This window comes from Tistrella mobilis KA081020-065 (assembly GCF_000264455.2).
Classification (GTDB): domain Bacteria; phylum Pseudomonadota; class Alphaproteobacteria; order Tistrellales; family Tistrellaceae; genus Tistrella; species Tistrella mobilis.
Genome location: NC_017956.1, coordinates 2,413,645 through 2,439,255 on the forward strand (window position 1 = coordinate 2,413,645; position 25,611 = coordinate 2,439,255).

General features: G+C 66.9%; 26 protein-coding genes. 15 read left to right on the forward strand and 11 right to left on the reverse strand.

Translation table 11 applies throughout. From position 1 onward, the window contains the following. Positions 1 to 22 precede the first annotated feature (22 nt). The 9 genes from sfsA to TMO_RS10950 all read left to right on the forward strand — a co-directional run bounded on the left by sfsA (position 23) and on the right by TMO_RS10950 (position 11,506). A complete protein-coding gene (gene sfsA / locus TMO_RS10910; RefSeq protein WP_014745683.1) occupies positions 23 to 814 on the forward strand; it encodes a DNA/RNA nuclease SfsA in 792 nt (263 codons plus the stop codon). 150 nt (positions 815 to 964) lie between these two features. Beyond that, entirely contained in the window at positions 965 to 1,759 is a 795-nt protein-coding gene (gene map / locus TMO_RS10915; RefSeq protein ID WP_014745684.1) for a type I methionyl aminopeptidase, read from the forward strand. 31 nt (positions 1,760 to 1,790) lie between these two features. After that, positions 1,791 to 2,630 carry a JAB domain-containing protein gene (locus TMO_RS10920; protein ID WP_014745685.1) on the forward strand — a complete coding sequence of 280 codons (840 nt, stop codon included), beginning with the start codon at positions 1,791 to 1,793 and terminating at the stop codon, positions 2,628 to 2,630. Positions 2,631 to 2,810: 180 nt separating this feature from the next. Next, entirely contained in the window at positions 2,811 to 4,064 is a 1,254-nt protein-coding gene (locus TMO_RS10925) for a tyrosine-type recombinase/integrase (RefSeq protein WP_041604915.1), read from the forward strand. Continuing rightward, entirely contained in the window at positions 4,061 to 4,483 is a 423-nt protein-coding gene (locus TMO_RS10930; RefSeq protein WP_228382219.1) for a thermonuclease family protein, read from the forward strand. Before TMO_RS10925 ends, TMO_RS10930 begins: the two co-directional genes overlap by 4 nt. Before the next feature lie 270 nt (positions 4,484 to 4,753). Then, positions 4,754 to 5,248, forward strand: coding sequence for a helix-turn-helix domain-containing protein (locus TMO_RS10935; RefSeq protein ID WP_014745687.1), 495 nt, complete (start codon positions 4,754 to 4,756; stop codon positions 5,246 to 5,248). 113 nt (positions 5,249 to 5,361) lie between these two features. Further along, complete coding sequence (locus tag TMO_RS10940; RefSeq protein WP_014745688.1) at positions 5,362 to 6,033, forward strand: Abi family protein; 672 nt, start codon at positions 5,362 to 5,364, stop codon at positions 6,031 to 6,033. Positions 6,034 to 6,143: 110 nt separating this feature from the next. After that, a complete protein-coding gene (locus TMO_RS10945) occupies positions 6,144 to 9,719 on the forward strand; it encodes a DEAD/DEAH box helicase (RefSeq protein WP_014745689.1) in 3,576 nt (1,191 codons plus the stop codon). Further along, positions 9,716 to 11,506 (forward strand): phosphatidylserine synthase, encoded by a 1,791-nt coding sequence (locus TMO_RS10950; RefSeq protein ID WP_014745690.1) that lies wholly within the window; start codon positions 9,716 to 9,718, stop codon positions 11,504 to 11,506. Before TMO_RS10945 ends, TMO_RS10950 begins: the two co-directional genes overlap by 4 nt. Positions 11,507 to 11,638: 132 nt before the next feature. Here TMO_RS10950 and TMO_RS10955 read toward each other — a convergent pair whose 3' ends face one another. The 3 genes from TMO_RS10955 to TMO_RS10965 form a co-directional block, all read right to left on the reverse strand. Then, entirely contained in the window at positions 11,639 to 12,337 is a 699-nt protein-coding gene (locus tag TMO_RS10955) for a PIN domain-containing protein (RefSeq protein WP_014745691.1), read from the reverse strand. 4 nt (positions 12,338 to 12,341) lie between these two features. Beyond that, entirely contained in the window at positions 12,342 to 12,872 is a 531-nt protein-coding gene (locus tag TMO_RS10960) for a hypothetical protein (protein WP_014745692.1), read from the reverse strand. A 759-nt stretch (positions 12,873 to 13,631) separates the two neighbouring features. Beyond that, positions 13,632 to 14,381: a glutaredoxin family protein gene (locus tag TMO_RS10965; protein WP_041604917.1), complete on the reverse strand. Its 750-nt coding sequence runs from the start codon at positions 14,379 to 14,381 to the stop codon at positions 13,632 to 13,634. 331 nt (positions 14,382 to 14,712) lie between these two features. Here TMO_RS10965 and TMO_RS10970 point away from each other — a divergent pair, with 331 nt between their 5' ends. Continuing rightward, entirely contained in the window at positions 14,713 to 15,195 is a 483-nt protein-coding gene (locus TMO_RS10970) for a MerR family transcriptional regulator (RefSeq protein WP_041604918.1), read from the forward strand. Positions 15,196 to 15,264: 69 nt separating this feature from the next. Then, a complete protein-coding gene (locus TMO_RS10975; RefSeq protein WP_014745694.1) occupies positions 15,265 to 15,819 on the forward strand; it encodes a Dps family protein in 555 nt (184 codons plus the stop codon). A gap of 6 nt (positions 15,820 to 15,825) precedes the next feature. On the opposite strand, the gene TMO_RS10980 is transcribed toward TMO_RS10975, so the two are convergent. From TMO_RS10980 to TMO_RS10990, 4 genes are all read right to left on the reverse strand, one after another. Next, positions 15,826 to 16,731 (reverse strand): AraC family transcriptional regulator, encoded by a 906-nt coding sequence (locus tag TMO_RS10980; protein ID WP_051045369.1) that lies wholly within the window; start codon positions 16,729 to 16,731, stop codon positions 15,826 to 15,828. Further along, positions 16,728 to 17,318 carry a TetR/AcrR family transcriptional regulator gene (locus TMO_RS10985; RefSeq protein WP_014745696.1) on the reverse strand — a complete coding sequence of 197 codons (591 nt, stop codon included), beginning with the start codon at positions 17,316 to 17,318 and terminating at the stop codon, positions 16,728 to 16,730. The genes TMO_RS10980 and TMO_RS10985 overlap by 4 nt, the downstream gene beginning before the upstream one ends. Before the next feature lie 149 nt (positions 17,319 to 17,467). After that, on the reverse strand, positions 17,468 to 17,776 hold the full coding sequence (locus TMO_RS31225; RefSeq protein ID WP_145978114.1) for a hypothetical protein: 309 nt from the start codon (positions 17,774 to 17,776) through the stop codon (positions 17,468 to 17,470). Between the two features lie 52 nt (positions 17,777 to 17,828). Next, positions 17,829 to 18,203: a winged helix-turn-helix transcriptional regulator gene (locus TMO_RS10990; protein WP_014745697.1), complete on the reverse strand. Its 375-nt coding sequence runs from the start codon at positions 18,201 to 18,203 to the stop codon at positions 17,829 to 17,831. A gap of 115 nt (positions 18,204 to 18,318) precedes the next feature. Here TMO_RS10990 and TMO_RS10995 point away from each other — a divergent pair, with 115 nt between their 5' ends. Genes TMO_RS10995 through TMO_RS11010 form a run of 4 tightly spaced genes read left to right on the forward strand, consistent with a single transcriptional unit; the run spans position 18,319 to position 22,521 of the window. Next, positions 18,319 to 19,107: a DsbA family oxidoreductase gene (locus tag TMO_RS10995; protein WP_014745698.1), complete on the forward strand. Its 789-nt coding sequence runs from the start codon at positions 18,319 to 18,321 to the stop codon at positions 19,105 to 19,107. Continuing rightward, complete coding sequence (locus tag TMO_RS11000) at positions 19,094 to 20,239, forward strand: hypothetical protein (RefSeq protein ID WP_014745699.1); 1,146 nt, start codon at positions 19,094 to 19,096, stop codon at positions 20,237 to 20,239. Before TMO_RS10995 ends, TMO_RS11000 begins: the two co-directional genes overlap by 14 nt. A gap of 12 nt (positions 20,240 to 20,251) precedes the next feature. Then, complete coding sequence (locus tag TMO_RS11005) at positions 20,252 to 21,547, forward strand: FAD-dependent oxidoreductase (RefSeq protein ID WP_014745700.1); 1,296 nt, start codon at positions 20,252 to 20,254, stop codon at positions 21,545 to 21,547. A 20-nt stretch (positions 21,548 to 21,567) separates the two neighbouring features. After that, a complete protein-coding gene (locus TMO_RS11010) occupies positions 21,568 to 22,521 on the forward strand; it encodes a LysR substrate-binding domain-containing protein (RefSeq protein WP_041604919.1) in 954 nt (317 codons plus the stop codon). Here TMO_RS11010 and TMO_RS30390 read toward each other — a convergent pair. The 4 genes from TMO_RS30390 to trbF are packed head-to-tail and all read right to left on the reverse strand — an operon-like array spanning position 22,471 to position 25,609. Then, positions 22,471 to 22,758, reverse strand: coding sequence for a DUF2274 domain-containing protein (locus TMO_RS30390; RefSeq protein WP_014745701.1), 288 nt, complete (start codon positions 22,756 to 22,758; stop codon positions 22,471 to 22,473). The genes TMO_RS11010 and TMO_RS30390 overlap by 51 nt on opposite strands. A 3-nt stretch (positions 22,759 to 22,761) precedes the next feature. After that, on the reverse strand, positions 22,762 to 23,952 hold the full coding sequence (locus TMO_RS11015; protein WP_041604920.1) for a TrbI/VirB10 family protein: 1,191 nt from the start codon (positions 23,950 to 23,952) through the stop codon (positions 22,762 to 22,764). Next, the gene (trbG, locus tag TMO_RS11020) at positions 23,949 to 24,929 is read right to left on the reverse strand and encodes a P-type conjugative transfer protein TrbG (RefSeq protein WP_051045370.1); all 981 of its coding nucleotides are present in this window, start codon (positions 24,927 to 24,929) and stop codon (positions 23,949 to 23,951) included. Before trbG ends, TMO_RS11015 begins: the two co-directional genes overlap by 4 nt. Further along, positions 24,926 to 25,609, reverse strand: a complete 684-nt coding sequence (trbF, locus tag TMO_RS11025) for a conjugal transfer protein TrbF (protein ID WP_014745704.1) — start codon at positions 25,607 to 25,609, stop codon at positions 24,926 to 24,928. The genes trbG and trbF overlap by 4 nt, the downstream gene beginning before the upstream one ends. Positions 25,610 to 25,611 lie beyond the last annotated feature (2 nt).

Here is a 25,611-nt window from a genome sequence, read left to right on the forward strand (position 1 = left end):
GGCCCGCGCCTAGTCTGACGCCATGACCGACACCCTGCCCCGGCCGATGGCGGCCCTTTCCGATACCGACCATCCCGGCCTCGTCTTCACGCCGCCGCTGGAACCTGCGCGTCTCGTGCGGCGCTACAAGCGTTTTTTGGCCGATATCGTCTTTGAGGACGGTACGGAGACCACCACCCATGTCGCCAACCCCGGCAGCATGGCCGGCCTTGCCGAGCCCGGCTCCCGGATCTGGCTGCAGCGCTCGGCCGATCCGAAGCGTAAGCTGCCGTTGTCCTGGGTGCTGGTCGAGGTGGCAGGCGGCGCCCATGTGGTCGTCGACACCGGCCGCGCCAACGGGCTGGTTGCGGATGTGATCCGCGCCGGGCTGGTTCCGGGCCTCGGCGGCGCCGGCACGACGCTCCGCCGCGAGGTGCGCTATGGCCAGGCCTCACGCGTCGACCTTGTGGTCGACCCGGCCCCGGGGGCGGGCGGCCTGCCGGTCTATGTCGAGGTCAAATCGGTCACCCTGTCACGCAGGCCGGGGCTGGGGGAGTTTCCCGACGCCCGCACCGCCCGCGGCGCCCGCCATCTGGCGGAACTGGCGGCGCTGGCAGAGAGCGGCGCCGCCCGGGCCATACTGATCTATGCGGTGATGCGCGGTGATGCGGCGCGCGTCGACGTCGCGGCCGATATCGACCCGGCCTATGCCGCGGCGCTGGATGCCGCCCGCGCGGCCGGGGTCGGGGTTCTGGCACTCGGCTTCGAGGCAACGCCCCGGGGCATCGGCTTCACGGGGCTGCTGCCGGTCGCCGGTTCTGCAAGCGGCAGATGACCGACGTCACGAAAACGCGCATGTCCCGCGATTGCCGGATGGCCGCTGGTGTAATATCTATGCAGTCAAAGAAGCCATCGCGCAGAACACCCGGTCGCGCAGAACACCCGGTTCGGTCCGGCGGATGACGCCGGGGGAAAGCAGGAAACGATGATCAAGATCCACGCGCCCGAGGATTTCGAGGGCATGCGCAAGGCGGGCCGTCTGGCCGCCGACGTCCTCGACTTCATCACTCCACATGTACAACCGGGAGTGACAACCGAACGCCTCGACCAGTTGTGCCACGACTTCATCCTCGATCATGGTGCCATCCCGGCGCCGTTGAACTACCGGGGCTTCCCCAAGTCGATCTGCACCTCGGTCAACCACGTGGTCTGCCACGGCATCCCGACCGATCAGAAGGCGCTGGTCGAAGGCGACATCGTCAACATCGACATCACCGTCATCCTGGATGGCTGGTTCGGCGATACCAGCCGGATGTTCCCGGTCGGCAAGATCTCCCGCAAGGCCGAGCGGCTGATCGAGATCACTTACGACTCGATGATGCTGGGCATCGCGGCGGTGAAGCCGGGCGCCACCTTCGGCGATATCGGCCATGCCATCCAGAGCTTCGTGGAAAAGCAGAAATGCTCCGTGGTGCGGGATTTCTGCGGCCACGGCATCGGCCGGGTCTTCCACGACCAGCCCAACGTGCTGCATTACGGCCGTCGCGGCGAAGGCGAAGAGCTGAAGCCGGGCATGTTCTTCACCATCGAGCCCATGGTCAATCTGGGCCGGCCCGACGTGAAGATCCTGTCGGACGGCTGGACCGCCGTCACCCGCGACCGCCAGCTCTCGGCCCAGTTCGAGCATACGGTGGCGGTGACGGAGACCGGCTACGAGATCTTTACCGGCTCTCCCCTCGGCCTCGACCGGCCGCCCTATCGCACCGACATCGCCGCCTGACCACGGCACCCGCAGGGGATCCACGATCGCGATGACCGACCGGCGCCGCCCCGACCCGAACCAGACCACCGCGGCGCCGGTGACCGGTTTCGCCCGCGCCGCCGATATGATCGCGCGTGCAGCGGCGCGGCCTGCCGAAGAGGCACCACAGGCAGTGTCGGCCGCACCGCAGCCGCCGGTTCTGGACGTGGAATCCATGCCCTGGTGGCAGGAGGCGGGCCCGGTGCGGACATCGGCGACGGGCCTTGATGAAGCCTCGGGCCGCGTCGCCCGGCCGGCGCTGCCCGAGGCGCCCGAAAGCGGAACGGCGAAGCCCCATTACCACGGCCATCGCCAGCGCCTGCGCGACCGGCTGCTGGAGCGGGGCGCCGATGCGCTGGCCGATTATGAACTGCTGGAACTGCTGATCGCCGCCGCCATTCCACGCGGCGACGTGAAGCCGATCGCCAAGCGCCTGCTTCAGACCTTCGGCAGCCTGGGCGACGTGCTGCATGCCGAGCCGGCCCGGCTGAAGGCCGTAGACGGCGTCGGCCCGGCGGTGCTGGCGCAGATCAAGCTGGCCGAGGGGCTGAAGATCCGCTCCATGCGCGAAGAGGTCATCAACCGGCCGCTGTTCGCGTCATGGCAGGCGCTGATGGACTATCTGATGGCCGATCTGGGCCATCTGAGGGTGGAGCAGTTCCGCGTGCTGTTCCTGGACCGCAAGAACCGGCTGATCGCCGACGAGATCCAGCAGCAGGGCACCGTCGACCATACGCCGGTCTATGCGCGGGAGGTGATGAAGCGGGCGCTGGAACACGCCGCCTCGTCGCTGATTCTGGTCCACAACCACCCCACTTGGCCTCTGAAACTCACGTTCGATCACGCTTAAGCACTTATAGGCACAGGCATTTTCTGTCTTGCGCACTGGGGGCGGCTCGGGGCATATTGGGGGCGGTTTCGAGGGGATCGAGAGAGCAAAATACCCCGTTTGCCGCTCCCTCTTACCCGTCGACCGATCCCAGCTCGCACCCGTGCGGTGATCCGGCTGGAGAGCCGATAGGAGATCCGAGTGCCGAGCCTTACTGATGGCGAGATCAGGCAAGCGTTGAAGCGGGTCGAGCTCACCGGGAAGCAGGAGAACCTCATCGACGGCGAGGGTCGAGGTACGGGCCGGCTCGTGCTCGCTCTGAAGCCGATGCCCACTCGTGTGACGGCCGATTGGATGGCGCAGCAATGGCGCGACGGCCGCCGGTTCAAGCGAAAGATCGGCTCCTATCCGTCGACATCGCTGGCTCAGGCTCGCGAGCTGTTCAAGCGGGATTTCGCCGATGCGATCCAGAAGGGCCGCAGCATCAAGATCGCCGGCGACACCCGGCCGGGGACGGTGGCGGACTTGTTTGAGGGCTACGTGAAGGCCCTCAAGGCGGCCGGGAAGCCGTCCTGGAAGGAGACGGAGAAGGGCCTGAACAAGGTGGCCGACACGCTCGGGCGGAACCGCCCGGCGCGCGAGATCGAGCCCGAGGAGATCGTGGAGGTCATCCGACCGATCTACGACCGCGGCTCACGCGCCATGGCCGACCACGTCCGGTCCTACATCCACGCGGCCTATAGCTGGGGCATGAAGTCAGAGCACGACTACCGCAGCGCCACACCGCGGCGCTTCCGACTCGTGTACAACCCCGCGTCGGGCATCCCGACCGAGCCCAAGGTGCAGGGCACGCGATGGCTCGACGAGGACGAGTTCGTTCGGCTCTATCGCTGGCTCGAGTGCCCCGACGTGCCGGTCCACCCGTCCTATCCTCGCGCTGTTCAGCTGATCATGCTGACGGGCCAGCGCGTGGAGGAGATCGCCCGCCTCCATGTCGACCAGTGGGACGCGGCTGAGCGCATCATCGACTGGTCGAAGACTAAGAACCTGCAGCCGCACGCCGTGCCTGTCCCCTCGATCGCGGCGGAGCTGATCGAGTCCATCAAGCCGAACGCGCACGGTTGGTTCTTTCCGTCGGCGAAAGACCCGTCGAAGCCCGTCAGTCACGGCACGCTCTACAGCTTCGTGTGGCGGCAGCGGGATCGAGGGGTTATCCCGTTCGCGACGAACCGGGACCTGCGCCGGACTTGGAAGACGCTTGCCGGGAAGGCTGGCGTACCGAAGGAGATCCGGGATCGCATTCAGAACCACGCGCTGCAGGACGTGAGCTCCAAGAACTACGACCGTTGGAACTACATGCCCGAGAAGCGCGCCGGCATGAGGCGGTGGGACAAATTCGTGCGGGCTCTACTCGCCAAGAAGGCTGCTCGGAAATCCGACAGGAAAGCGGCGTGATCGATCGCATTTGGCTGCACTGGCTGGGCGCAGGTTTTCTACTCGCGATTGCGACGCCGGCTTCTGCCGATCCCTGCGAGGGCGAGCTGCCCTCCCGCGCGGGTCAGGTTTTCGCCGGCGTCGTCCGTTATGTCGGTGATGGCGATAGTCTGTGCATCGGAAGCAACACGAATCCCGGGGAATGGATCGAGGTCCGTCTCGCGGATTTCGACGCGCCGGAGCTGCAGGCGTCAGGCGGAGAGTTGGCGAAATTCGCCTTGGCGCGGGTCGCGCTGCATCGCCCCGTGACCTGCACTGCAGAGCGCGGCCGGAGTGGACGCGTCGTCGTTTTCGATCGGGTGATCGCCCGTTGTCGCATCGGCGGGGCGAGCATAGGCGACATGCTCCGTGTCGTCCGTGCTCGCGAGGGAGGTAGGTGACGCTATGCGCCAACGCCGGGGTCCTACGGACATTCAGCAAGGCTCATCAGAGAGGTGTGGAGTCCTGATAACCCAGGGGTGGGTTATCGCGCCACCTCAGGTTAGGCCCGAAGCTGCCACTGAAACATCGCATACCGTGTCACCGTGAAGCCGTAACGAGCGTAAAGAGCCCTACTTGGGTAGGTCGACAGATTGCCATACCCACGTGGGCCCGATCCATTGAAGGGCGACCGGCCGGTTCGTAGGTTCGTGGCGAAAGGACCAAGCTCTATGACCGATTCCGCACCCGCGACTGTCGTCGAGTTTCCGAAAAAACCTGGCAAGACGATCTCGTCCCACGAGCGCATCTGGGGCAAGCCCGTGCTCACCCACGGCTACACCGCCCTCCCCTCGATCCTGATCCAGGCCCAGAGTCGGCTCGGCATCACGCCGCTCCAGTTCAACATTCTGGCGCAGCTCCTCGACTACTGGCGCGACCCGGCCCGCGCGCCGTTCCCATCCAAGGCGGACCTTGCCAACCGAATCGGCTGCAAGCCGAAGACGATCCAGACCAACATCCGAGCGCTCGAAAAGGCGGGCTTGGTGACGCGCGAGATGCGGCGGACCGCGGCCGGCGATTGGAATTCCAACGTCTACCACCTGACCGGCCTCGTCGAACGGGTGCAGAAGCTGGAGCCGGAGTTCGCCGAGGCAAAGGCGAAGAAGCGGGAGGCGCGCGAGGCTCAAAAGCGGGCCGAGACGCCGAAGCACCGGCGGGGCGCGTGAGCCTAGAAACGATTTACCCCGGGCGCATGCCGAAGGCAGAGGCGGTCCCGGGGTGTCCGTAGGTATAGATAGATGAAACCCCACCCGTTGGCAAGGGTTCGCCGGAGGCGGTCGTGACCGCGGTCGCCAAGATGGAGGCGGCGCTGTCGCTTGAGCGCTTCGCTCGCTATGTAGCCTGGGCCGGCGGCGATCGGACGGCCGCGCTGGAGCTCTATGCCCTAAACACCCGGCTCTCGGAGGCGCTTTACACGCCGCTCCAGGTGCTGGAACTCGCGCTCCGCAACCGCATCCATACCGTCATGGCGGCAGCCCACGGGGAGCGCTGGTTCGAGACGGAGGGGCTGCTCCAGGCGCCGCACCAGCGCGAGCAGGTCGAAGTAGCGCTCGCCGATCTCGCCAGGGAGGGTAAAGAGCCCCTGCCCGGCCGGGTGGTGGCCGCGCTCACCTTCAGCTTCTGGACCGCCATGGTCAGTCCCGCCTACGAGGACTTGTGGCGCTCTACCCTGAACGCGATCGCGATGAAGGCTGCCGGTCGGCGGCTCAGCCGCAAGCAGCTCTCCCGGCCGTTGACGCCGATCAGGATCTTGCGCAACCGCATCGCCCATCATGAACCGATCCTGCATTGGGATCTGCGCAAGCACCACCGGTCGATGCGGGAAGTGACGGGATGGCTTTCTCCGGCCGCGGCAGCCTGGTGCGGCACGGTAGACCGTTTCCCTTCCGTCTTCCCACCACAGGGTTACGATCTTGCCCGCCCCACTCTCTCGGATACTGAGGACGAGTGAGATGATGAAATCTTGTGTGCAAAACGCTCGCGCCGATCGTGCGGGCTCACACGAGGTGGTGATCTAGCTTTTTTTCTCCCTTTAGTTCGGATTTGGGCGAGTTGTTCCTCATGGTCAGCGCAAAGAGGCCGAAACGCAGCAGATCGAGCCTGGAAGAGCGCTTCGTCTTCGTAGGCGACGCCGTGGCGGCCGGCGACCGCGAGGCCCTGCGTTCGGCGATGTTCGAGGTCGAGGATCGAATCACCGGCCTCGAACGAACGCTCAAGCTCTGGCGCAAAACGGGCACGGCGGTCGATGACGACCTTCGCCAGCTCTGGCATCACGAGATGCGCCAGGTGCAACGGGTCATGGCATATGCGGGCGCTCGGGACGTTATTGTCGACGTACTCGAGTTCGTGGAGGACGACGAGAACTTCGGTGTCGTCCTCGAACGCGTTGGCCAGCCTCTTGTCGAGCGCCGGCGCCGCGCGCCGCGGCCGCACTGGCTACGCAACCTCGGCGCGCCTAGACCCCGCACCCTGTTCTGGCGGAACCTGAAGCGGGTGGTGACCGCGCTCGGCATCGTCCATGCCCAAGGCCTCGTGCACGGCCGACTGACCGCGGACGCGATCATGACCGAGGGGGCGGATGAGCCCGACTTTCAGCTCGGGGGCTTCGAGTGGAGCCTATGGCTCAGCGCTGATGTCGCCGAGCACTCTCACGCCAGAGTGACTCCCGCCACCGCCGTCAACCGCGCGGAAAGCTACTCCTTCGCCGAGGACTGGCGCGCTCTCGGGCTTCTCGCTGCTGAGTGCCTCGACTCGGAAGTCAGGGCGTCCGGTGACATCGTGCCCCGAGCCGGCCTTGAGGTGCCGATCATGCTGCAGGTGCCGGAACGCGTTCTCCTAAAGCGCCTTGTCGCTCCCGGACGCATGGACCACCTGGAGGCTGGCTCGATCGGGCGCGCCATCGACGATCTGATCGTCACCGTGGGGCGCTCCGCGACCGCGCGCGCCGGCGCCTTTGTCCTGACCTTCGACGCCGCAGCGAGGCTCGGCGAAGCCATCTACGACGCTTCCCAAGGCGAGATCGCGGGCGACGAGTACCGTCGGCAGCTCGATTGGGTCCAGGCGGACCTCGATGCGGGAGCCACGCTGCTGGTGCCGCAAGCATTCGATCCCGGCAGGTCTCAGCTCCGGCTCGTGACCGACAACATGGTCTACCGCCTTAGAGCCTTCCGGGACGGCGGCGTCGCGCTATGGGATATCGCGGTGGCCCAAGGCGCCGAGGTCAGGGGCAGCAGGTTCAGCCTCGGCGATGCCGAGGAGCATGCGCTGACGCAAGGCGTTATCGTCACCGCGAACGCGCGCGAAGCGCAGGAGACTAGGGGACGGCTGGGACCGGACGCCCTCGACTGGAGCGGGTTCGCCGCGCAAGCGCGCGAAGTCGAAGTCCCGAGCGAGACCGCCGCCATAAGACGTGCGCTCATGCTGGTGCAGGTCGTCGAAGCCGTCGTTAAGGCGCTTGAGGTTTATCCGATTGAGGTGCTGGAAAGTGGGCGCGCCGGAGGGCGCCGCTTCGTGGTGCTTCGGGCCGAGCCAAATAACGAGCGAGACGGCGTCGCCAAGAAAGTTGGCCTCCTCGAGAGTGCCAACGCGCTCAGGCGTTTGTTCGAGGAGGAGCATCAAGACGCCGAGGCGAAGTGGCGCATCAGCCAAGCGTCTAGCCTGGGCGCGACACGGGCGGGCGACGTTGTGGCGAGCTTCGTCGATGTCGTCGAGCACCGTGGGCGGCGGGCCTACCGGTTCGAGATCGACGAGGAGCTCCCAGACGGTGATCGCTTCTTCCTGCGCACTGAGCGCGACACCGGGACCGAGCAAGTCATCGGCCGACGGCTGCGCAACATCAAGGCCCTCGACACGCGAGTGGACCTCGCCGAAATGCTCGCCGACCCATGGCGCGTTCGTCGGTCCAGCCGTGAGACCTTGAGCGAGGAGGATCGCAAGGACCCCGCTTTCTTGGACCTCGACGTGCCAAAGCAAGAAGCGCTCGCCGGCCTTTGGGCGACGCTCCCCGCATACTTCGTTGTCGGCCCGCCGGGTGTCGGCAAGACGAAGTTAGCGACCGAGGTGGTTCGCCGTCGCTTTGTTGCCGATCGCTCCACCCGAATGCTCGTGAGCGCGCAGGGTCACGATGCACTCGACAACCTCCAGCAAAAGATCAAGGAGAGCTTGGCGGAGGCAGCGCTCACCGACGTCCTCGTCGTGCGCTCGACCACCAACGATCAGCGGCCGACGAGCGACGAGGAGGTTCATCGCGCCGGGCTCGACTATCTCGAACGACTGTCGCGCAGCACTCTCGCGGCGGACGCGCCCTCACCGATCCGCGCGCGAGTGACGGCTTTGAAGGAGGCCGCCGGCCGGCTCGAGACGGCAAAGGAAACGGTGGATCGCGATCACCGCGCCGGTCTGGGGGCTGTCTCCCATCTTGTTCTCGACGCCGCCAACATCGTCATCTCGACGGCGAACTCCCCCGATGTCGAGCGCCTCGTCGAGGCGCGCGAGCAGTTCGACTGGGTCCTAATTGAGGAGGCCGCAAAGGCGATCGGACCGGAGCTGGTCGGCCCCCTAATGCTTTCGGGTCGTCGCCTTCTGATCGGCGACCACCACCAGCTGCCGCCGTTCGAGGCCGATCGGCTCGTGAAAATCTTAAGCGATCATAGTCTCGTCGAGCGAGCGTTGAGCATCGCCGAGCAGATGATCGGACCGCTCCTCCGGGACGGCGAGCTCGATGAGCTTGAGGAGATCAGGGGCGACGCCGATACATTGCGCGAGACGTCAAGCGCAGCCCTTCGGCTGCTCGAGCCTTTCCGGACGGTAGTCGACGACGACGAGCGGCGCGCTCTCACCAACCCCGCCCACCGCCCCGTCGCCGCTACCCTGACCGAGCAACGCCGGATGGACCCGGCGATTGCCGAGATCGTCTCCAAGGCCTTCTACAATCGCCGTCTCACCACAGAGGAAAAGCGCGCCAAGGCTGCCGAAAGGGAGCCGCCGCCGATGGTGCACCACGGCGCGCTACCTGCCTCCCCCGTCGTGGTCGTCGACTTCCCGCACGTCAGCGCGACCGGTCGAGTGGAAGCTTTCGAGCAGGCGCGGCCGCGGTGGCACAACCCACGTGAGGTGGACGCCGTCGTGGACGTCCTCCGGCTGTTGCGGGCTCGCGACCCCGAGGACCCGCCCAGCCTTGCAATCCTGTCGCCGTACAAGGCGCAGGTCGAGAAGCTCCACCATCGCGTGGCATCGGCTCGCGGCCGCGAACTCAAGCATCTCGACGAGTTCAGGGCGGTGCGCAGCAACGGCGCTTTCGTGGGGACGGTCGATTCCTTCCAGGGCAGCGAGGCCGACGTGGTCGTCCTTTCGCTCGTTCGGAACAACGCGATGACAGGCGGGCGGGCGCTCGGCTTTCTTCGGGATCGGCGCCGCATGAACGTAGCACTCAGCCGCGCGAAGTCGCAGCTGATCATCGTCGGGAGCCTGGCCTTTATGCGCGAGGCGGTCCGAGGCGTGAACCCGGACGCCGAGTCTCACGACCTGTCGTTCCTGACAGAGATGGTAGACGCGATAGAGGATTTGGCGCGCCGGAAGCGAGGCGATCTGCCTTTGGCGTCGTTGGTCGCCCCGGCGGAGCTGAGGGCTCGCCGGTGAGCGTCCTCATCGCTATCCCGGTGTTCCGTGTGGCTTGCAAGGTCGGAATCGACCGCGGCCGCGCGTGGAGCGTCATCGATGAGCTGGTGCTCTGGGCGATCACCCGCCAATCGAAGTCGATCGCGGCGCTCGCGGCCGCGGCGGACCTGCCGCCCCAAATCATCGTCGCCTCAATCGCACGGCTGATGCGCTTCCGCCTCGTGGAGGTCACGGTCGGAGAAGGAACCGTCGCGTTTCGCGCCAGCCCCTTCGGCTTCAAGTCCGTGAGCAGCGGCAACCCGCTTCCCTTCTATCCAAAGCGGATTTCGCGGCGAGTCAGCTTTGTCATCGAGTGGGCGACGGGCGATTTCTTTCCCACCCGCCAGATCCGGCTGATGACCCCGTACAGGCTCGAGGAGGCGCGTCGCGCGGGGACAGAGGTGCGGGTCGTCTCGGTCGAGGGCGGTGGGCCGTCGATGTCGCACGACGCCAACCTCAACCGTCTGTCGGACATCGCTGCGCGGGGTTGGGACGAGCAGGTCGCCTTGGTGGACGGCCGAACGGCCATCATGCGCGACGACGAGTTCATGGTTCTACGAGTCATCGACGGGATCCCCCAGGGCCTTCCGGAAACGGCAGGTCCGAGTCTCAGGGGGCTCGTCGCCGAGGCGGCCGCCCTGCCCCGCGGAACAACGGAGGTACCCGTCACCTATGCGGGTCCAAAGGAGATTTTCGATCCGCAACCTGTCGTGCACAGATGCAATTTCGACGACGCGAATCTCATCATCGGCGGGTCGGCCCAGGGTCGATGCCTGGAGCGCCTGCTGGCGGACGCTCATCGACGCGTGGTTATTCACTCGACCTTTCTGGATGCCGCGCGGTTCTCCGTCCTGTCCGGCCCGATCAAGGCCGCGTGCGCCCGCGGCGTTAGCTTTGACCTGTTGTGGGGGGCCGAGAAGGACGAGGAGACGGAGCGGCGGAACGCAGCGCAGGCCTCCCAGATCGCTCGCGTTGTTGGTGAAGATCGAGACCTGCGCGGGCGCTTCAAGGTCCATATGCGCTCGACCGGGTCACACGCGAAGCTGATACTGCTCGATACGGCAGAGGACGGCTGGATCGCGGGTGTGGGCTCCTGCAACTGGCTGTCGTCGCCCTTCCAAGCCGTCGAGTTGACGGTCCTCCTTCGCGATCAGCGTGCGGTGGCAGACGTCGCCGTAGCGCTGCAGAATATGGTTGGACGGCGAGGGCTCGCCGACACGATCGCTACGGAGATGTACATTACGGCTCGCGACCTACGCCGGGTCCCGTCGCCGGGAGGAAGTGCGGAAGTCTCGCTCGTGGTGGGAGACGCCCATGATCAGTTGATCAGGGCCGCGAGCGGTGCCGCGAGCGAACGGTTCGTGGTCGGCAGCAACCTACTCGGCTCCACGGCGCGCCCTGGGGCACTCATGCAGGGCGAAGTCGCCGCCGGCCGCGAGGGCGTCCGAGCCACGGTTGTCTACACCAAGCCGACCGGACCGCTGAAGAACAGGCACGCTCGCGTCCTCGCTGAGGAGGCTCGGTCGAACGGCCTCGCGCTCGTCAGGACGAGAAAGATCCCCCTGCATGGCAAGTTCGTGGCCTGGGACAAAGACGATCTCGTCGTCACCAGCCTAAACTGGGCGTCGGCCGCTGCCGACCCCGATTTCCCGTGGGGCGACATCGGCGTCCACGTCCGAGCGCGGGGCTTAGCTACCGAAGCGCTCCGTAAGCTGGAAGCGATCTTCCCGGAGATGACTGTCGATCCTTTGGCGGCGGAATCGGCATAGCCGACTGCCGTACTTGGCTCGCATACGGCGGGATCATGCCCCCGCTGCAGCCAGCGAAAGCCGCCAGAACGGCGTGGCCGCGCCATCGGCCCGAGTAGGATGCGAGCTCGCCCGACCTCCGCAGACACTTGCCTACAGGCCGAGCTGATGTTTGCCGGCGGCCAAATTGGGCGCGTAATCGAGATTGAGGGCGGAGAACTCGGAGGCGATATCCGCATTTAGGGTCGTCCCCGTCGCGCCGGCGTAATCCTTCGTGTTCGAGGACGCGAAGACGATCTTGGACGCGAGGGCCGCCGCGCGAAGCTGCGCTACCGTGTCGAGATAAGTCTCGATCACCACGCAGTCCTTCATCGAATCCTTGCCCTTTTTGGCCGGCGTCCGAGCCTGATTCAGGCGTAGAAAGGCCCGCGAGGCGATATCCGACCCCTGCTGCGCTGGCGTCGCCGCGGCGATCCAACGATTCGCGACTGTCCGCGCGCGCATCACATGATCGTCGAGGTGATCCAAGTTGGCATGCCCGGAGCTCCCGTAAGCAGCAGCGACGGCGTCAATCCGGCGGACTTGCGCCTTCAACCGGCTGAGCGCTTGGATCGCTTCCTCCTCGACGGTCGTTACGTTCTCCCTGAACTCGAACGCGACCTGGTCGGCTATCAACAGCACCAGATCGGTTCCGCCTTCGGCCGCGGCCAGGAGGGCCAGAGCGGCCTGACGCTCATGCGCCCGGACGGCATCTCGGGTCGGGTCGCGCATGAGATCGAGCGCCGTGCAGGTGTCGAAGCATAGAACAGGCGCGCCGAGCGCCGAAATGCGCGCGATGGCGGTGCCGGCCATCAGGCTACGTCCGAGTGCGGTCGTATTCGTTGAGAAGCGCGAGGCCGAACTCGTACTCGATCGCCAGATCGTGCGCCTTGTCGTCAGGCCAACCTTCCACTTCCGTCAACCACCGTACGAGACGGTCGGTGTCGAATGAGCCAGCATCTCGATGGGCTTGGAGCAGGAACGCGAACCAGCGCTTCCGGTCCGAAGGGTGCGATGATCCGGTGGACTTGTTGGCCGTCGCGGAGAACCGGCGCAGGGCGTCAGCGGCGGCCGCCGGTAGCCAGTCGTTTAACCCTTGCTGGGCCGAGGTCGTCTGAATTTCGAAGCGGGCTGCGGTCGCGGCGGGTCTGGCAACGCGAGCGATGAAGTCCTGAAGAGCCGCGTTGTAGCGCTGGTGACCCAACTCGCCGACATCGCGAGGCACGATATTGGTGACCTCGTAAGCGTCGTCACGGGACCAGAGGACGAGGCAGACCGCATCGACGCCATCGCCAGGTTCTCGCACGAACGCAATGAGATCGGCGCCCGCGCCCGCATGGGCGGCCATGTCGTTCTCTCGCTTCTGGTCATGGCTCCAGGGGGGCGTCGCATGCTTCACGAGAGCGTCACGGACACTTGAGCGAAGGTCACCCGTAGAGCGGAGAACAAGGTCCTGAAAAACTGACAGGTTAGCTTCCACAGCACTGTCTCCGGCTTTAGCCCGCGCTCAATGAGTTCGGCTCGTACCAATCTCCATATGGCAGCCCTAGCCGATCGGCATGATTGCGGCCGTGATTCCCCGAACCGAGTGCGAGAACCTACACGGCGGCAGGATTAGCGCACATAGTCTATCCCATGGGTTTCCGCGAGTTGCGGCCGCAAAGTTGACATGGGAGGTGCCGGGGCCGTCAGCTTTCGCGAGAAACGAGGACCTACTGGGAGGCGTTGTGCTGCAGCCGATGAGCGACATGCCATCGGGGTGGGGCTGCGGCACTGAGTTCGAATCCTTCCGGCGCGCCTCCTACGCCATGAAGCGATCGTCTACGCTCAGGCGCGCCGCCTTACTCGAGATCATCCTGTCGCCCTACGCCGAAACGGCGCCCCATCGTCGACGAAGATGCGAACTTCGTTCTCGCTGCAGCGCTATGAAATAGCTGCCGGTCTTCCCACTGCCTTCGCGTTTGCACGCCAGCCTACTCTAGCTTGCTCCTACGCCGAAAGTGCTGGGACTTGAGGGTCGGACGAAACCAACCCGACCCTGCCCGCGCTGGCCCGCTCACCTGCTTAATGCGGTGCGCACGCTCATCGAAGTATTTGGTGCCTTGGCTCAATGGGCACGGAGCAACATCCATGCCGCCATGGCCACCATCATGACGTTTTCGGTGAGCGAGACGAAGCCCAGCGGAACCTTGCTGCTGCCGCCGACGCAGGCACATTTGAGCTGCCGCTTGTCCACGTAGACCGCCTTGAAGACGGACACGGCGCCGACCGTCCCGATGAAGGCCGCGACGGGGATGGAGAGCCACATCAACGCGCCTGCGACCATCAGCACGCCCGCTATCAGCTCCGCGAACGGGTAGATGTAGGAATACGGCACCCAGCGGCGAGCCAGGAGGTCATAGTTCAGGAACATGTTCGAGAAGCTCTCGACGTCCTGGAGCTTCAGCATGGCGAGGATACACATGCTGAAGGAGATGAACCACTCCGCGGCTCGCACCGTCAGCAACTCGCCGTCCGCGGCCCAGCCCGTCGCAAGCGCCATAAGCGCGGCCACGCCGAAGACGGCCATCACGGGCCGATAGCTCACGGCGTTCGGATCGGGTACGTCCATCTTGAAGAGGCGGCGCAGGTCGTCATAGCCGCCGACCCTCTTGCCGCCGATGAAGGTCTGGGGCGTGGTCTCGACTCCGTGCTCGGCCTTGAAGGCGTCGGCCTCGGCGCGCGACCGGAGCCAGCGGTCATCGACGTCGAACCCCTTGTTCTTCAGGAGATGACGGGCCTTGAGGCCGAACGGGCAGATGTGCTCCGGCGTCACCATTCGGAAGAGCGTTGCCTTTCTGGCCTCGGCAGTTGTCATGCTCAATGATCCTCCCGCGATGATGAGCGGCAGCGACTCCGACTGCCTCGGTTTCTCTGAGGTTTGCCACGGTTGTAAGGTCAAGCCCGGAGCGACGCGCCTTCGGCCCAGCCACGACGGAAGCACCTAGCCCGACGCAGGTTTCCGCAAGGACGTGTACAGCCGAGCACAATCCTGACCGCACACGCCGAGCACGCAGGGATAACTGCGACGTCTCAAATCGTCGGCGTAGCCGCGGGAGTGACCGCCAGCATGTGTTCAAGAGGCTCCAGACCGTCGCGGCCAGAGCGACACTCAGCCTCCCAGGCGGTTCCCCGGCCGGGAGGCTGAGGTGAACATCAGTGATGCAGCGAAGCGGAGCGGACTGTCCGCCAAGATGATCCGCTACTACGAAAGCGTGGGTCTGCTCGGCGGTGTCGGCCGAAGCGAAGCGGGATACAGAGATTTCGACGCGAGCGACGTCGCTCTGCTCTCCTTCATTCGCTGGGCGCGCGAGCTAAACCTGCCCGTCGCGAGGATCGTTCAGATCCTCAGAGCGATGGCCCATGGCGAAGACGCCGGGCCGGTGCTACGGGCGCACGCCGAAGAGATCACCCGGCTCGTCAGCGATCTCGAGGACAAGCGGACGACGGTTCTGGAACTCGCAACTGGCGGGTCATTTCCTCTCACCTCGGGACATCTGGACGTGATCCGCTGGCGGGCCCGGAGAGCGCGCCAGCGGCTCGCATGGCTCGAGCCGAATGCCTCGGCACAGGCGCCGCGCGGACTCGAAGACGGAAACGGCTTTCGCACGCTGCGAGCGTCCCTGCCCTGAAGAGCGCCCCCGACTCCCCCAAGGCAGGCCAGGCGCTCGAGATGCCGCGCCAGCCTGCCGGAGACTCGTATGGACCGACACTACGCCATCCCACTGGCTGACCGGCGCGTTGCAGCGGCTGGTGTGGCGAAAGTGCTCGCGTCGACCGCGGTGGTTTGGATGAAGACGCAGGGCTTCAGCTGGAACATCGAAGGCCGTGAGAGTATCGCCCTCGGCGGGTTGCTGAGCGCCCAGGCGAATGAGCTTCGGCGCTCCTTCGTCCCTTTGTCGGCGCGCATCCGCGCGCTCGGGCTCTTCGCGCCCGCCGGGTTCGCTGACCTGATTGCGCTGTCGCCCATCGCCGAAGAGCGGGGCGTTCCGGTCGCGCGAGAGATGGCGCGGTGTCTGGAGGCCGACCACGCAACGGTGACGGGGCTCATCCGTTGCATCCGCCCCGCGCTGGAGGACATCGAGGATAACGCGACCTGCCTCGTGCTCGACCGGCGACTCTACGCGCACGAACGCGCCGCCGCCGCGCTCGCCGCCATTCGCCGCGAGTGCCCCCTGCAGGGAATGCTTGCCGCATCCGTGCGGGAGGCGCTGGTCTTAGTCGAGCCGAGCGAGGGAAGCGACGTCGCCCCCTGATGCCGCTCAAAGCCGGGCTTGGCGTCGGTATTCCGTCGGCGTGACGCCGGCCAGCCGCCGGAACACGGCCGCAAAATGCTGCGATGAGGCGAAGCCGCAGGCGTGCGCGATCGTCGTCACCGGCTCGTCCGTGCCTGCCAGCATCTGCTTCGCTCGTTCCACCCTCAGAGTCATCAGGTAGCGATGCGGCGGCTCGCCGACGGTGGCCTTGAAGGCGCGCGCGAAGTGATACGGCGACAAGCCTACCGTCGCCGCGAGTTCGCAGAGCCCGACGTCGGAGGCGAGATTGTCCGCGAGAAAGGCGGTCGCGCGCTTGGCCTGCCATGGCGCAAGAACGGTCGAGGCGTTTCGACTCGCCCGATCACGCAGACGGAGCAGAGCGCCCGCGAGCTGAAGCAGGGCGCCATCGGCATACAGGGCCGCATGGGAAAATTCGGATTTCGCTTCGGTCCAAAGCCGGCCGATGAGCCGGGCGACCTCGCAATCTTGATTGTAACGGGTGTGGAGGGGGCCGAAATCGCCGTCCTGCGGCAGCCCGCTTTCAGTTCCCGCTAGGGCAAGCAAACTGCGATAGGGAATCGCGATCGCGGTGAGACCGTGCCTGCCGTCCATAAGGATCGTGGTTGCGACGGCCGGCGCGACGACGATGAACTGCCCTTGAAGCTGAGTGCCGCTGAACCGTCCCGCGCCCAGATCCATTGAGGCGCGAACCGGCGCCGTCGTGAGCCGGGTGACGACAAGCTCGGGCACGGGGGCATCAGACCAGTCGCCTGCTTGCTGGGTGGCGGCGACGAGGGTCGCTCCAACGCGCCCGACTCGTCGCAGGTCGGAGACGGCATGACCGTAAACATCGCGATAGAACGCTCCAAAGCTGTCGTAGGACCGATCAGCGAACCGGGGTGCAGGGGTCATGAGGCGCTCCCGAAAGGCCCAGCATCGGACGACGGGTCCAGTCGTTCGCGCAGCCTCGCGACGATCTGCTGAAACAGGTCGGGGCGGTCGAGGGCGCGGGTGAGAACAATGGCGCCTTGAATCCCGACGACGGCCTCTTGGGCCAGCGCCCGAGCGTCGTTTCCGGACCACCCTGCTCTCACCAAAGCGAGCGACAGCGCGTCGAGCCAGCGCTCGAAGTAGCTCTTGACGGAGTCGCCGAACCGCTCGCGGACTTCGCCCAGTGCGAGCGCGCCGACCAGGCACACCCGATCGCCGGAGCGGAAATAGGTCTCAACGGCGTCGAACATCGCCGCGACCGTCTCGCGCGGCCGCGCATCCTCGCGCAGCGGCGCGAACACGTGGCCCTCGAACCAGCCATCAATCTCGGCGAGCACCGCCCGGGCCATCTCTTCCTTGCCGCCCGGGAAGAAGTGATAGAGGCTGCCTTTGCCGAGTCCTGTCGCCTTCCCGATGATGGAGAGGCTCGCCCCCTCGTAGCCGTGCTCACGGAAGACCTCGGCCAGAGCCGGCAGGGCGTCAGTTCGCTCCGCAACCGTCCTTGGCATCGCCTACCACCTCGTCTTGCCGCGAGCGCAAGGTGCGTCGGCCAAGCCCATTGCTGGGCTGGTATCGAAGGTGGATAGGCGGCGGACTGGGCGTCCGCAGGTGAGTGCGCCCCACGCGTTGAGATCTCGCCGCGTCGTGAGCAGCATTGTCAGCAGCCTCCGCCGTTCAGTCGGTGGGTGGCGGGGATCTCTCGAGGATCTGTACCGCCCATTCCGATCTTTACCGAACGGTACAGGACAGTGCGTCCGGATTCAAGCTCGTCAGGCCGGCGTTCATTTTGGCAAGGCCGTATACAGCGGCGCACGAACGTGACCGCACCCGCAACATCATGCGTGGCAGTGATGTGACGCCAGTCCTCAGCGGTCGTTTGATCAGAACGCACTTCGCGATGCTGCTTCACGCCGTACAGCCCGCTGACGCAGATGGAGGCGAGGCGCAAGATGAAGATGCCGAACATGGGCCCCGCCGACACCTCCGGATGGCGTGTCGGGCGCCTGAATCTGGCCTGCTCAGATAGCGGACTTGCTTCCCCGGTTGCGCTCGACCGCGTCAAGCTCCTCCACATGGTCGGCGGCCCACCGGCACAACATCGCGACCGGCTCGTGGAGCCGCCGCCCGAGCTCGGTCAGCGTGTACTCGGTCTTGGGCGGCACGACCTGGAATACCTCCCGGTGGACGAGGCCGTCGCGCTCGAGGCCGCGCAGCACCTGGATCAGCATCTTCTTCGACAAACCGGGGATCCGCCGCTGCATCTCGCCGAAGCGGCGCGTCCCGCCCGCGAGGCAGTAGAGGACGATCGGCGTCCATTTGTCGGCGATGAGGTTCAGCACGCGCCGCGCCGGATAGCGCTCGTCCAGCACCTCGCCGGGGCCGTCGTCAGTCATGGTGCCACTCCGGGCCTAGCGCCTCAGGTTACCTTTGGGTGACTACTAGCATGATCGTTACCTGGAACATAGCTTGGGGCAACGTGCTCCAAGTCTCACGGCACAGGAGGCCCGAATGACGTCAATGGCTGATGCCGGCGTTTGCAGCGAGGGCTGCACCACCGAGACAAGGCGCGCCTCGTCCGAGACGGGGCTGCCCGGTCCGCGGCTCGAGCTGAGCGTGGTTTCCGACACGATCTGTCCCTGGTGCTATGTCGGCAAGCGGCGAATCGAGCGGGCGATCGAGGCGCTCGCGGCCGAAGGCCTTGGAATCTCGCTGCGCTGGCTGCCCTTCGAGCTCAATCCAGAAATGCCGACGGCCGGCATGGACCGGCGGACCTATCGCGCGGCGAAGTTCGGGAGCTGGGAGCGCAGCCAGGCGCTCGACGCACAGGTCGCCGCCGAGGGCGCGCGCGAGGGCATCGCGTTCCGGCACGACCGCATCACCCGTACCCCCAACACGCGCGCTTCGCACCGGCTGATCTGGCTCGCCGGCGAGGTGGGTGGCTCCGCCCTTCAGAACCGTGTCGTCGAGGCGCTCTTCGCGGCCTATTTCCACGAGGGCCGCGACATCGGGGACAAGGTCGTGCTCGCGGATATCGGCACGAGCGCCGGCCTGGATGAGGCCCGCGTGCTGGCGCTTCTCGATGGCGACGACGGGCTTGCCGACGTTATCGGGCACGAAATGGCGGCGCGGTCGCTCGGCGTCAGCGGCGTGCCGACGGTGATGGTCGGGGATCTCGTGTTGTTCTCAGGGGCGCAGCGCACCCCGCTCGTCGTGCGCGCCCTGCGCGAGCTGGCGACGGCGCCGCAGACACCAGCCGTCGCGCCCGGTGCTGAGGATCGGGCCGATGCGCGGCCATGAAGCCGACGGCCTGCGGGTCGCCATCGCCGGCGGCTCGATCGGCGGCCTGGCGGCTGCGACCGCGCTCCGCTCGGTCGGGAGCGCCGTCGAGGTTTACGAGCGCACTCCGCATCAGATGACGAGCCGGGGCGCCGGCATTGTCGTGCAACCCTCGCTGACGGCGTTGCTCAGCCAGGTCGGCGCGCCGGCGCTGCCGATGACCCGTTGCACCCACCGTCAATATCTGTCGCCGGACGGCGGGTCGGGCGCGCTGAGCGCCATGCCTCAGCGCTTCACCTCCTGGGAGGCGATTTACCGGACGCTGGTCGCGGCGTTTCCCGACGAACACTGCCATCGCGGCGTCGAGGTCACGGGCTTCGACCAGGAGCCGAACGGCGGGCCGGTAACGGTGCGGCTCGGCGACGGCCGGAACGCGGAGGCCGATCTTCTGGTCTGCGCCGACGGATGGCGCTCGGCGGCACGCGGCCGCCTCCTGCCGCAGGTCGCTCCGCACTATGCCGGCTACATCGCCTGGCGTGGAACCCTCGACGAAAGCGACGCCCCGGCCGATCTCGTCGACTTCTTCGACGACAGCTTCACGTTCTCGGACGCCCGCGCCGGCGGGCATGCGCTCTGCTACTTCATCCCCGGCGCCGAGGCGCGGACGCAGCCCGGCGAGCGGCGGCTGAACTGGGTCTGGTACGTGCATGTCGATGAGGGCCCCGAGCTCGACGAGATCCTGACCGACGACGCCGGCGAGCGCCGGGCTGGGTCCGTGCCGCAGGGGCGGGTCGCCCCGGCGGTGGCGGCGCGCATGCGCGAGGCGGCTGTCGGAGAGCTGCACCCGCGCTTCGCCAAGCTGATCGCCGCGACGCCGGAGCCGTTCGTCCAGGTAATCCTGGACTTGGCCGTGCCGCGGATGCTGTTCGGGCGCGTGTGCCTCGTCGGCGACGCCGCCTTCATCGTTCGCCCGCACACCGCCGGGGCGACCGCTAAGGCCGCTGACGACGCGCGGGCGCTCGCGCTGGCAGCGCAGGCCTGGCGGGCGGATTTCGACACCGAACTCGTGCGCTGGGAGGCGGATCGCCTCGCTGGCGGCCAAGCGATGTCGCACTACGGCCTCGCGCTTGGCCGCCGGGTGGCGTGGGCCTGACGGGAGACGAGCATGGCAACAATCACAGCGGATGCACCTCAGCGGCCGGGTGAAGAGGCGGCGACGAAGGTGCGCCTCTTCGGTCGCGCGGACAGCGCCGAGGCGTACGTGGTCCGCGACTTCCTGATGCGCAGCGTTGTCGGCTTCGAGTGGATTGAGCTTGCCTCCGACGAAGACTGCCGGCGCGAGCTGGGTCTGCCTGAGCTCGCCAATGTTCGCCTGCCGGTGGTCGAGCTGCCGGATGGCGCCCGCCTGTTCGCTCCGACGGTCCGCGAGATCGCGGACCGCCTCGGATGGGTGACGCAGCCGCGCCTGCGCGAGTACGACCTCTCCATCTACGGCGCCGGACCCGCCGGGCTGTCGGCGGCCGTCTATGCGGCCTCCGAAGGGTTGCGCGTCGTCCTGATCGAGCGCCACGCGGTCGGCGGCCAGGCAGGATCGAGCTCGCTCATCGAGAACTACATGGGCTTCCCGCGCGGGATCAGCGGCGCCGATCTGGCCGAGCGCGCCCGCCAGCAGGCGGTGAAGTTCGGCTGCGAGCTCCTCATGATGCGCGAGGGCATCAAGGCGGAGTTCAAGAACAAACGCATCTATGTCGACATGGCCGACGGCTCGAAGATGGTGGCCCGCGCGAACATCTGCGCGACGGGCGTCGAGTGGCGGCGTCTCGGCCTGCCGGACGAGAGCCGGTTCCTCGGCGCCGGCCTCTACTACGGCGCCGGCGCGAGCGAGGCGCCGATGTGCCGCAACAAGCACGTCTACGTGGTGGGCGGCGGCAACTCGGCGGGTCAGGCGGTGATGCACCTTGCCGAACATGCCGCGCAGGTCACCATGCTGGTGCGCGGCCCCGACCTGGCGTCCTCGCTGTCGGCCTACCTCATCGAGCGTATCCGGGAAGCGGCCAACGTCGATGTCCGGTTCAACGTCGAGGTTGCAGGCCTCGAAGGCGACACCGTGCTGCGCCGGGTCGAGCTCAAGGACATGGGCACCGATGAGAGCGCATGGGTCGACACCAAGCGGCTCTTCGTGTGCATCGGCGGGGTGCCGCATACCGAATGGGCGAAGGACACCGCCATCATCCGGGACCGCCAGGGCTTCCTCGTGACCGGTCCCGACCTTCTCCGCGAGGTGCGGCCGCCTGAGCAGTGGCCGCTCGAGCGGGCGCCCTTCTTCCTCGAGACGAGCGTGCCGGGCTCGTTCGCGGCAGGCGACGTGCGGCACAACTCCGTCAAGCGGGTTGCCTCGGCGGTGGGTGAAGGCGCGATGGCCGTCACCTTCGCCCACCGCTTCCTGGCGGAAACAGCATAGAGGCTGACGGGAGGCGATCCGTGGAACTCCGCCAGCTTCGCTACTTCATAGCGGTGGCGGACGCAGGCAGCTTCAGCGGTGCGGCCGCGGCACTCGGGGTCATCCAGCCGACAGTGAGCCAACAGGTTCAGAAGCTCGAGGATCGTCTTCATACCAACTTGTTCGAGCGCCATGCCCGAGGCGTGCGCCTCACCCATGCGGGCCAGGAGCTCCTTCGTTCAGCACGCCGGATCATGTTCGAAGTAGACCGCGCGCTCACAAGCATCAGCCGAATTGCACGGACCGAGGCTGGGAAGCTGCCGCTCGGCTTCTACACATCCCTAAGCTCGGGTCCCCTGCGCGAGGCTCTGGCCGCCTTGAGGGCTGAGGCGCCGGACATCACAATCGAGTTGTACGAAGGCAATCCTCCAGACCTGCTGTCGGCCTTGCGCGAGCACCGAATCGATCTCGCCGTCACGGTGCTCGGAGTTACGTCCCCCGAATTTCAGACACTGCACCTATGGGATGAGAGGCTAATAGCCGCCCTCCCAGAGGACCACGCGCTGGCCGCGGAAGAAACGGTAACGTGGCGCGAGCTGGCCGACACTCGGCTCGTCGTCCGGACGTGGGAGACGGGCGCCGTGCTCTACACGTTTCTGGCTGGGCGAATCGCCCGGGACAGCTACCTGCCTGCCGATCAGCATTTTGTGTCGCGAGAGGTCCTGCTCGGCCTTGTCGGCCTCGGCTTCGGGATGACAGTGCTGGGCGAGACGGCCACCGGTGCGCGTTATCCAGGCGTGGCCTTTCGTCCAATCGCGGAGACGGATGCCTTTGTGCCCGTTACGGCAGCTTGGCTCGCCGATAACGACAACCCTGTGCGCGGACGTCTGGTTGCGATGCTGCGCGACCGTCTGAAGGACCACTGCTTCGGATCGGCCAAGCGTCTACTCGCTTGGTTCACTCCGATCTCCACGATGCTGCTGGGTGCGATTTGACAACGGTGTGGTCGATCGAGCGTCTTGGCTCCGCCGCATGCGGGCGAATACCCTGTCGGTCGCCATGAACCGCGCCAGCATCGGCGCGACGAGCTTCGCCGGCTCGGCCGCCTGGCCGGTCTCGCGCTGCAGGATCTCGGCATAGGCGACGAGGTCGCGGTGGACCTGCGCCGGCAGCTCGACCGTGAGCCGCACCGGCTTCTCCTCGACCAGCGGCCCGAGCTTCAGCTTTGTCATCGGTCAGCCCCTGTAGGGTTCGAGCACGAGGTCTCGGGTGACGATCACCCGCACGGGGAAGCCGGGCCGGATTGTGAGCGTCGGCTGCACGTTCACCTGCCGGCGCACGAGCTGGTCGCCGGCGCGGCCGACCGTGTCCTGGCCGCTTTCGCGGATGGCGCGGGCGATCTCGTCCTCGCCGTCCTGGCCGAGTTCGGTCGCGACCCCGAGCAAGGTTGCGAGGCCAGCGGCCATGAACAGCCGGCCCCAGTGGTAGTTCACGCCGTCCTCGAGCCCGGCATAGCCGGAATTGTCGGCGCCCGGCTGGCGCTCCAGCACGATCGAGCGGCCGTTCGGGAGCAGCAGCCGGTTCCAGACGAGCAGCACGCGTGACTGGCCGAAGCTGACCTGGGCATCGTACTGACCGACGAGCCGCGAGCCCTGCGGAATGAGCAGATAGCGGCCGCTCGGGCTGTCGTAGACGTTCTCCGTCACCTGCGCGACCACCTGGCCCGGCAGGTCGGAGCGCAAGCCGGTGACCATCGCCGCCGGGATGACATTGCCGGCCTGGAGGACGTAAGGGCTCGCCGGCGCGCGGACGCGGTCCGGGCTGACCGTGCGGCGGTCGACGGCGGCGTTGAGGAAGGCGAGCTTCCGGTCCTGACCGTTTTGCACGAACGCCTCGTCCGTGGTGCGGCGCTCTGCGGTCTGCGTCCCATCCCCGCCGGCGCTGCCGATCTGAGCGGAGGGCTGGGTCGCACCTTCCGTTTGCGCGAACAGCCGGCTCACGCGCGCCGCCTCCATTTCCTGCAGCCGCCGCTGCTCGGCCGGATCGACCTGCGGCACCGGCGGTGCGGCCGCAGGCGGCACCGGCACGGGCTGGCCCCGGTTCTGGGCCGAGACGATCGGACGGCCGAGATCGCCGGGCAGCGGCGGGCCGAGCTGCGGCACGTCCCTCGGCAACCCCGCATAGTCACGCGGCAAGGTCGCGAGACCATCGGCCGTGGGCTTGCGGTCGGTGTTGTAGAGCTCGGCCGGCGCGTCGCCGTCGCGCGTCTGGAGCGCAAAGAGCAGCGCGCCGCCGATGCCCAGGCCAGCCGCCGCACCCAGTGCCGTCAGCACCTTGCGCGACAGCCGCGTCACCCGCGGCGGCTCAGGCCGCAGCCGCAGCTCCTGGGCTATCTCCTTCTCCCCGTTCGGGCGTTCCTCAGTCACGACGTCGGCCTCCCGTCCGTTCGCACGATACGCACCACCTGCTGGCTCTTCCCCGATCCGAGCCGCAGCTCCGCGGCCGCGAACAGCCGGTCGACGATCAGGTAGTTCCGGTAGGCGCGATAGTTGACCACCTCGGACTTGCCGTCGGCGCCGATCACGAACAGCGGCGGCATCTCGCCCTGGACGATGCCGGGCGCGAACTCGATGTAGACCTTGCGCCCGTCATCGAAGACGCGCTGTGGCCGCCAAGGAGGAGGATCGCCCTGGATCTCGATCGCATAGCGGAAGCGCACGTTCGCCGGATCGGGTGGTGCCGGCGTGGTCGGCACGGCGGTTCGGGGACGCGTTGGGTCCTGCGGATAGAACCAGGCCACCGAGGGCATGTGCGTGCGCTCGCGCGCAAGCAGCTCGAGATGGTAGGTGCGCCGGTCGGTGTTGATGACGAGGTTGGTGTCGATGTCGGGCCGGGTCGGCTTCACGAGCACATGGACGCGCCAGGTCTCGCCCGAGCCGCTCGTGGTGTCGCCGATGATCCAGCGCGCCGTGTCGCCGGCCGCGATGGGCCCCGTGCCGGTGAGTTGCTCCCCGTACTCGAGCGCGATGTCGGTCACTCGTCCAGGCGAGGCGTAAATCCGGTAGAGCGCGCCGGGGCTGTAGCTGTAGACCTGGACGGCGTTGAAGTAGCCCTCGCGGCGAGGCTCGATGCGAGCGGCGCGGTTCGCCACGGCGACCCGCTCCAAGGGGTCGCTCGCCTCACTGCCGCCGGCCGGACCGCCGCGGGACGGCGTGACCGCGGGCGGGCGGTGCAGCGGCCGGGGTCCTGTGTCCTGCACGGTCGCCGCAACGGGCGTGGGCAGCGGCGGCACGCTGGCGTCGTAGTCGATGGCCGGCGGCTTGAAGGTCTGGCAACCGCCAAGCGCAAAACCGGAAAGCAGGAGAGCCGCCGTGCCGGCTCGACGGATGTGCGGCGGGGTCATTGGCCGAGCTCCCGGGACCAGTTGAGGGCATGGACGTAGACGCCGAGGGGGTTCTTGCGCAGGCGCTCGGCGTCGCGCGGGGTCTGAAGCACCACGGTCAGAATCGCGGTCCAGCGCTCGGTCGCCGCGAGCTGTCCCTCCTGGTAGCGGCGTTCAACCCAGGCGACGCGGAAGCTGTTCTCGGACGCGCGGATGACGCTGGAGATCTCGACCGCGACCTGCTCGCGGCCGACCCTTGCGAAAGGGTCGTTCGCTCGTGCGAAGTCGTTGAGCGCCGCCGCGCCGCGGTCGGTCGTGAAGTCGTAGGCCTTGAGCCAGTTCTGGCGGAGCACGATCGGGTCCGCCGGGATAGAGCGGACGTTCTCGATGAAGCGGGCGAGGTGCCAGGCGATCTGCGGGTCGGTCGGGCGGTAGTCCGCGACCGCCGGCTCGACGGCTTGGGCTTGGCCCAGCCGATCGACCTGCACGACCCATGGCGTGACGGTGCCGCGGGCGGATTGGAAGACCAGCGCGGCCGAGAAGCCGGCGACAAGCGCCAGCTCGCCCAAGGCCATGAGCCGCCAGTTCCGCGCCTGCACGCGGGCCGAGCCGATGCGCTCGTCCCAGGCTTGCGCGGCGCGCTGATACGGGGTCTCGGGTTCCGGCGTCTTGCCGTAGCGGACGCTCGCTCGCTTGAACATCC

What these genes read in the sequence shown, in the direction of transcription:
- TMO_RS10945 (WP_014745689.1), top strand. Translation starts at nt 6,144, where the DNA reads ATGGTCAGCGCAAAGAGGCCGAAACGCAGCAGATCGAGCCTGGAAGAG.
- TMO_RS10965 (WP_041604917.1), bottom strand. Translation starts at nt 14,381, where the DNA reads ATGACAACTGCCGAGGCCAGAAAGGCAACGCTCTTCCGAATGGTGACG.
- TMO_RS10980 (WP_051045369.1), bottom strand. Translation starts at nt 16,731, where the DNA reads ATGACCCCTGCACCCCGGTTCGCTGATCGGTCCTACGACAGCTTTGGA.
- TMO_RS11005 (WP_014745700.1), top strand. Translation starts at nt 20,252, where the DNA reads ATGGCAACAATCACAGCGGATGCACCTCAGCGGCCGGGTGAAGAGGCG.
- TMO_RS11000 (WP_014745699.1), top strand. Translation starts at nt 19,094, where the DNA reads ATGCGCGGCCATGAAGCCGACGGCCTGCGGGTCGCCATCGCCGGCGGC.
- sfsA (WP_014745683.1), top strand. Translation starts at nt 23, where the DNA reads ATGACCGACACCCTGCCCCGGCCGATGGCGGCCCTTTCCGATACCGAC.
- trbG (WP_051045370.1), bottom strand. Translation starts at nt 24,929, where the DNA reads ATGACCCCGCCGCACATCCGTCGAGCCGGCACGGCGGCTCTCCTGCTT.
- trbF (WP_014745704.1), bottom strand. Translation starts at nt 25,609, where the DNA reads ATGTTCAAGCGAGCGAGCGTCCGCTACGGCAAGACGCCGGAACCCGAG.
- TMO_RS10920 (WP_014745685.1), top strand. Translation starts at nt 1,791, where the DNA reads ATGACCGACCGGCGCCGCCCCGACCCGAACCAGACCACCGCGGCGCCG.
- TMO_RS10975 (WP_014745694.1), top strand. Translation starts at nt 15,265, where the DNA reads ATGGACCGACACTACGCCATCCCACTGGCTGACCGGCGCGTTGCAGCG.
- TMO_RS10995 (WP_014745698.1), top strand. Translation starts at nt 18,319, where the DNA reads ATGACGTCAATGGCTGATGCCGGCGTTTGCAGCGAGGGCTGCACCACC.
- map (WP_014745684.1), top strand. Translation starts at nt 965, where the DNA reads ATGATCAAGATCCACGCGCCCGAGGATTTCGAGGGCATGCGCAAGGCG.
- TMO_RS10990 (WP_014745697.1), bottom strand. Translation starts at nt 18,203, where the DNA reads ATGACTGACGACGGCCCCGGCGAGGTGCTGGACGAGCGCTATCCGGCG.
- TMO_RS10960 (WP_014745692.1), bottom strand. Translation starts at nt 12,872, where the DNA reads ATGGCCGCCCATGCGGGCGCGGGCGCCGATCTCATTGCGTTCGTGCGA.
- TMO_RS10955 (WP_014745691.1), bottom strand. Translation starts at nt 12,337, where the DNA reads ATGGCCGGCACCGCCATCGCGCGCATTTCGGCGCTCGGCGCGCCTGTT.
- TMO_RS30390 (WP_014745701.1), bottom strand. Translation starts at nt 22,758, where the DNA reads ATGACAAAGCTGAAGCTCGGGCCGCTGGTCGAGGAGAAGCCGGTGCGG.
- TMO_RS10935 (WP_014745687.1), top strand. Translation starts at nt 4,754, where the DNA reads ATGACCGATTCCGCACCCGCGACTGTCGTCGAGTTTCCGAAAAAACCT.
- TMO_RS10985 (WP_014745696.1), bottom strand. Translation starts at nt 17,318, where the DNA reads ATGCCAAGGACGGTTGCGGAGCGAACTGACGCCCTGCCGGCTCTGGCC.
- TMO_RS31225 (WP_145978114.1), bottom strand. Translation starts at nt 17,776, where the DNA reads ATGTTCGGCATCTTCATCTTGCGCCTCGCCTCCATCTGCGTCAGCGGG.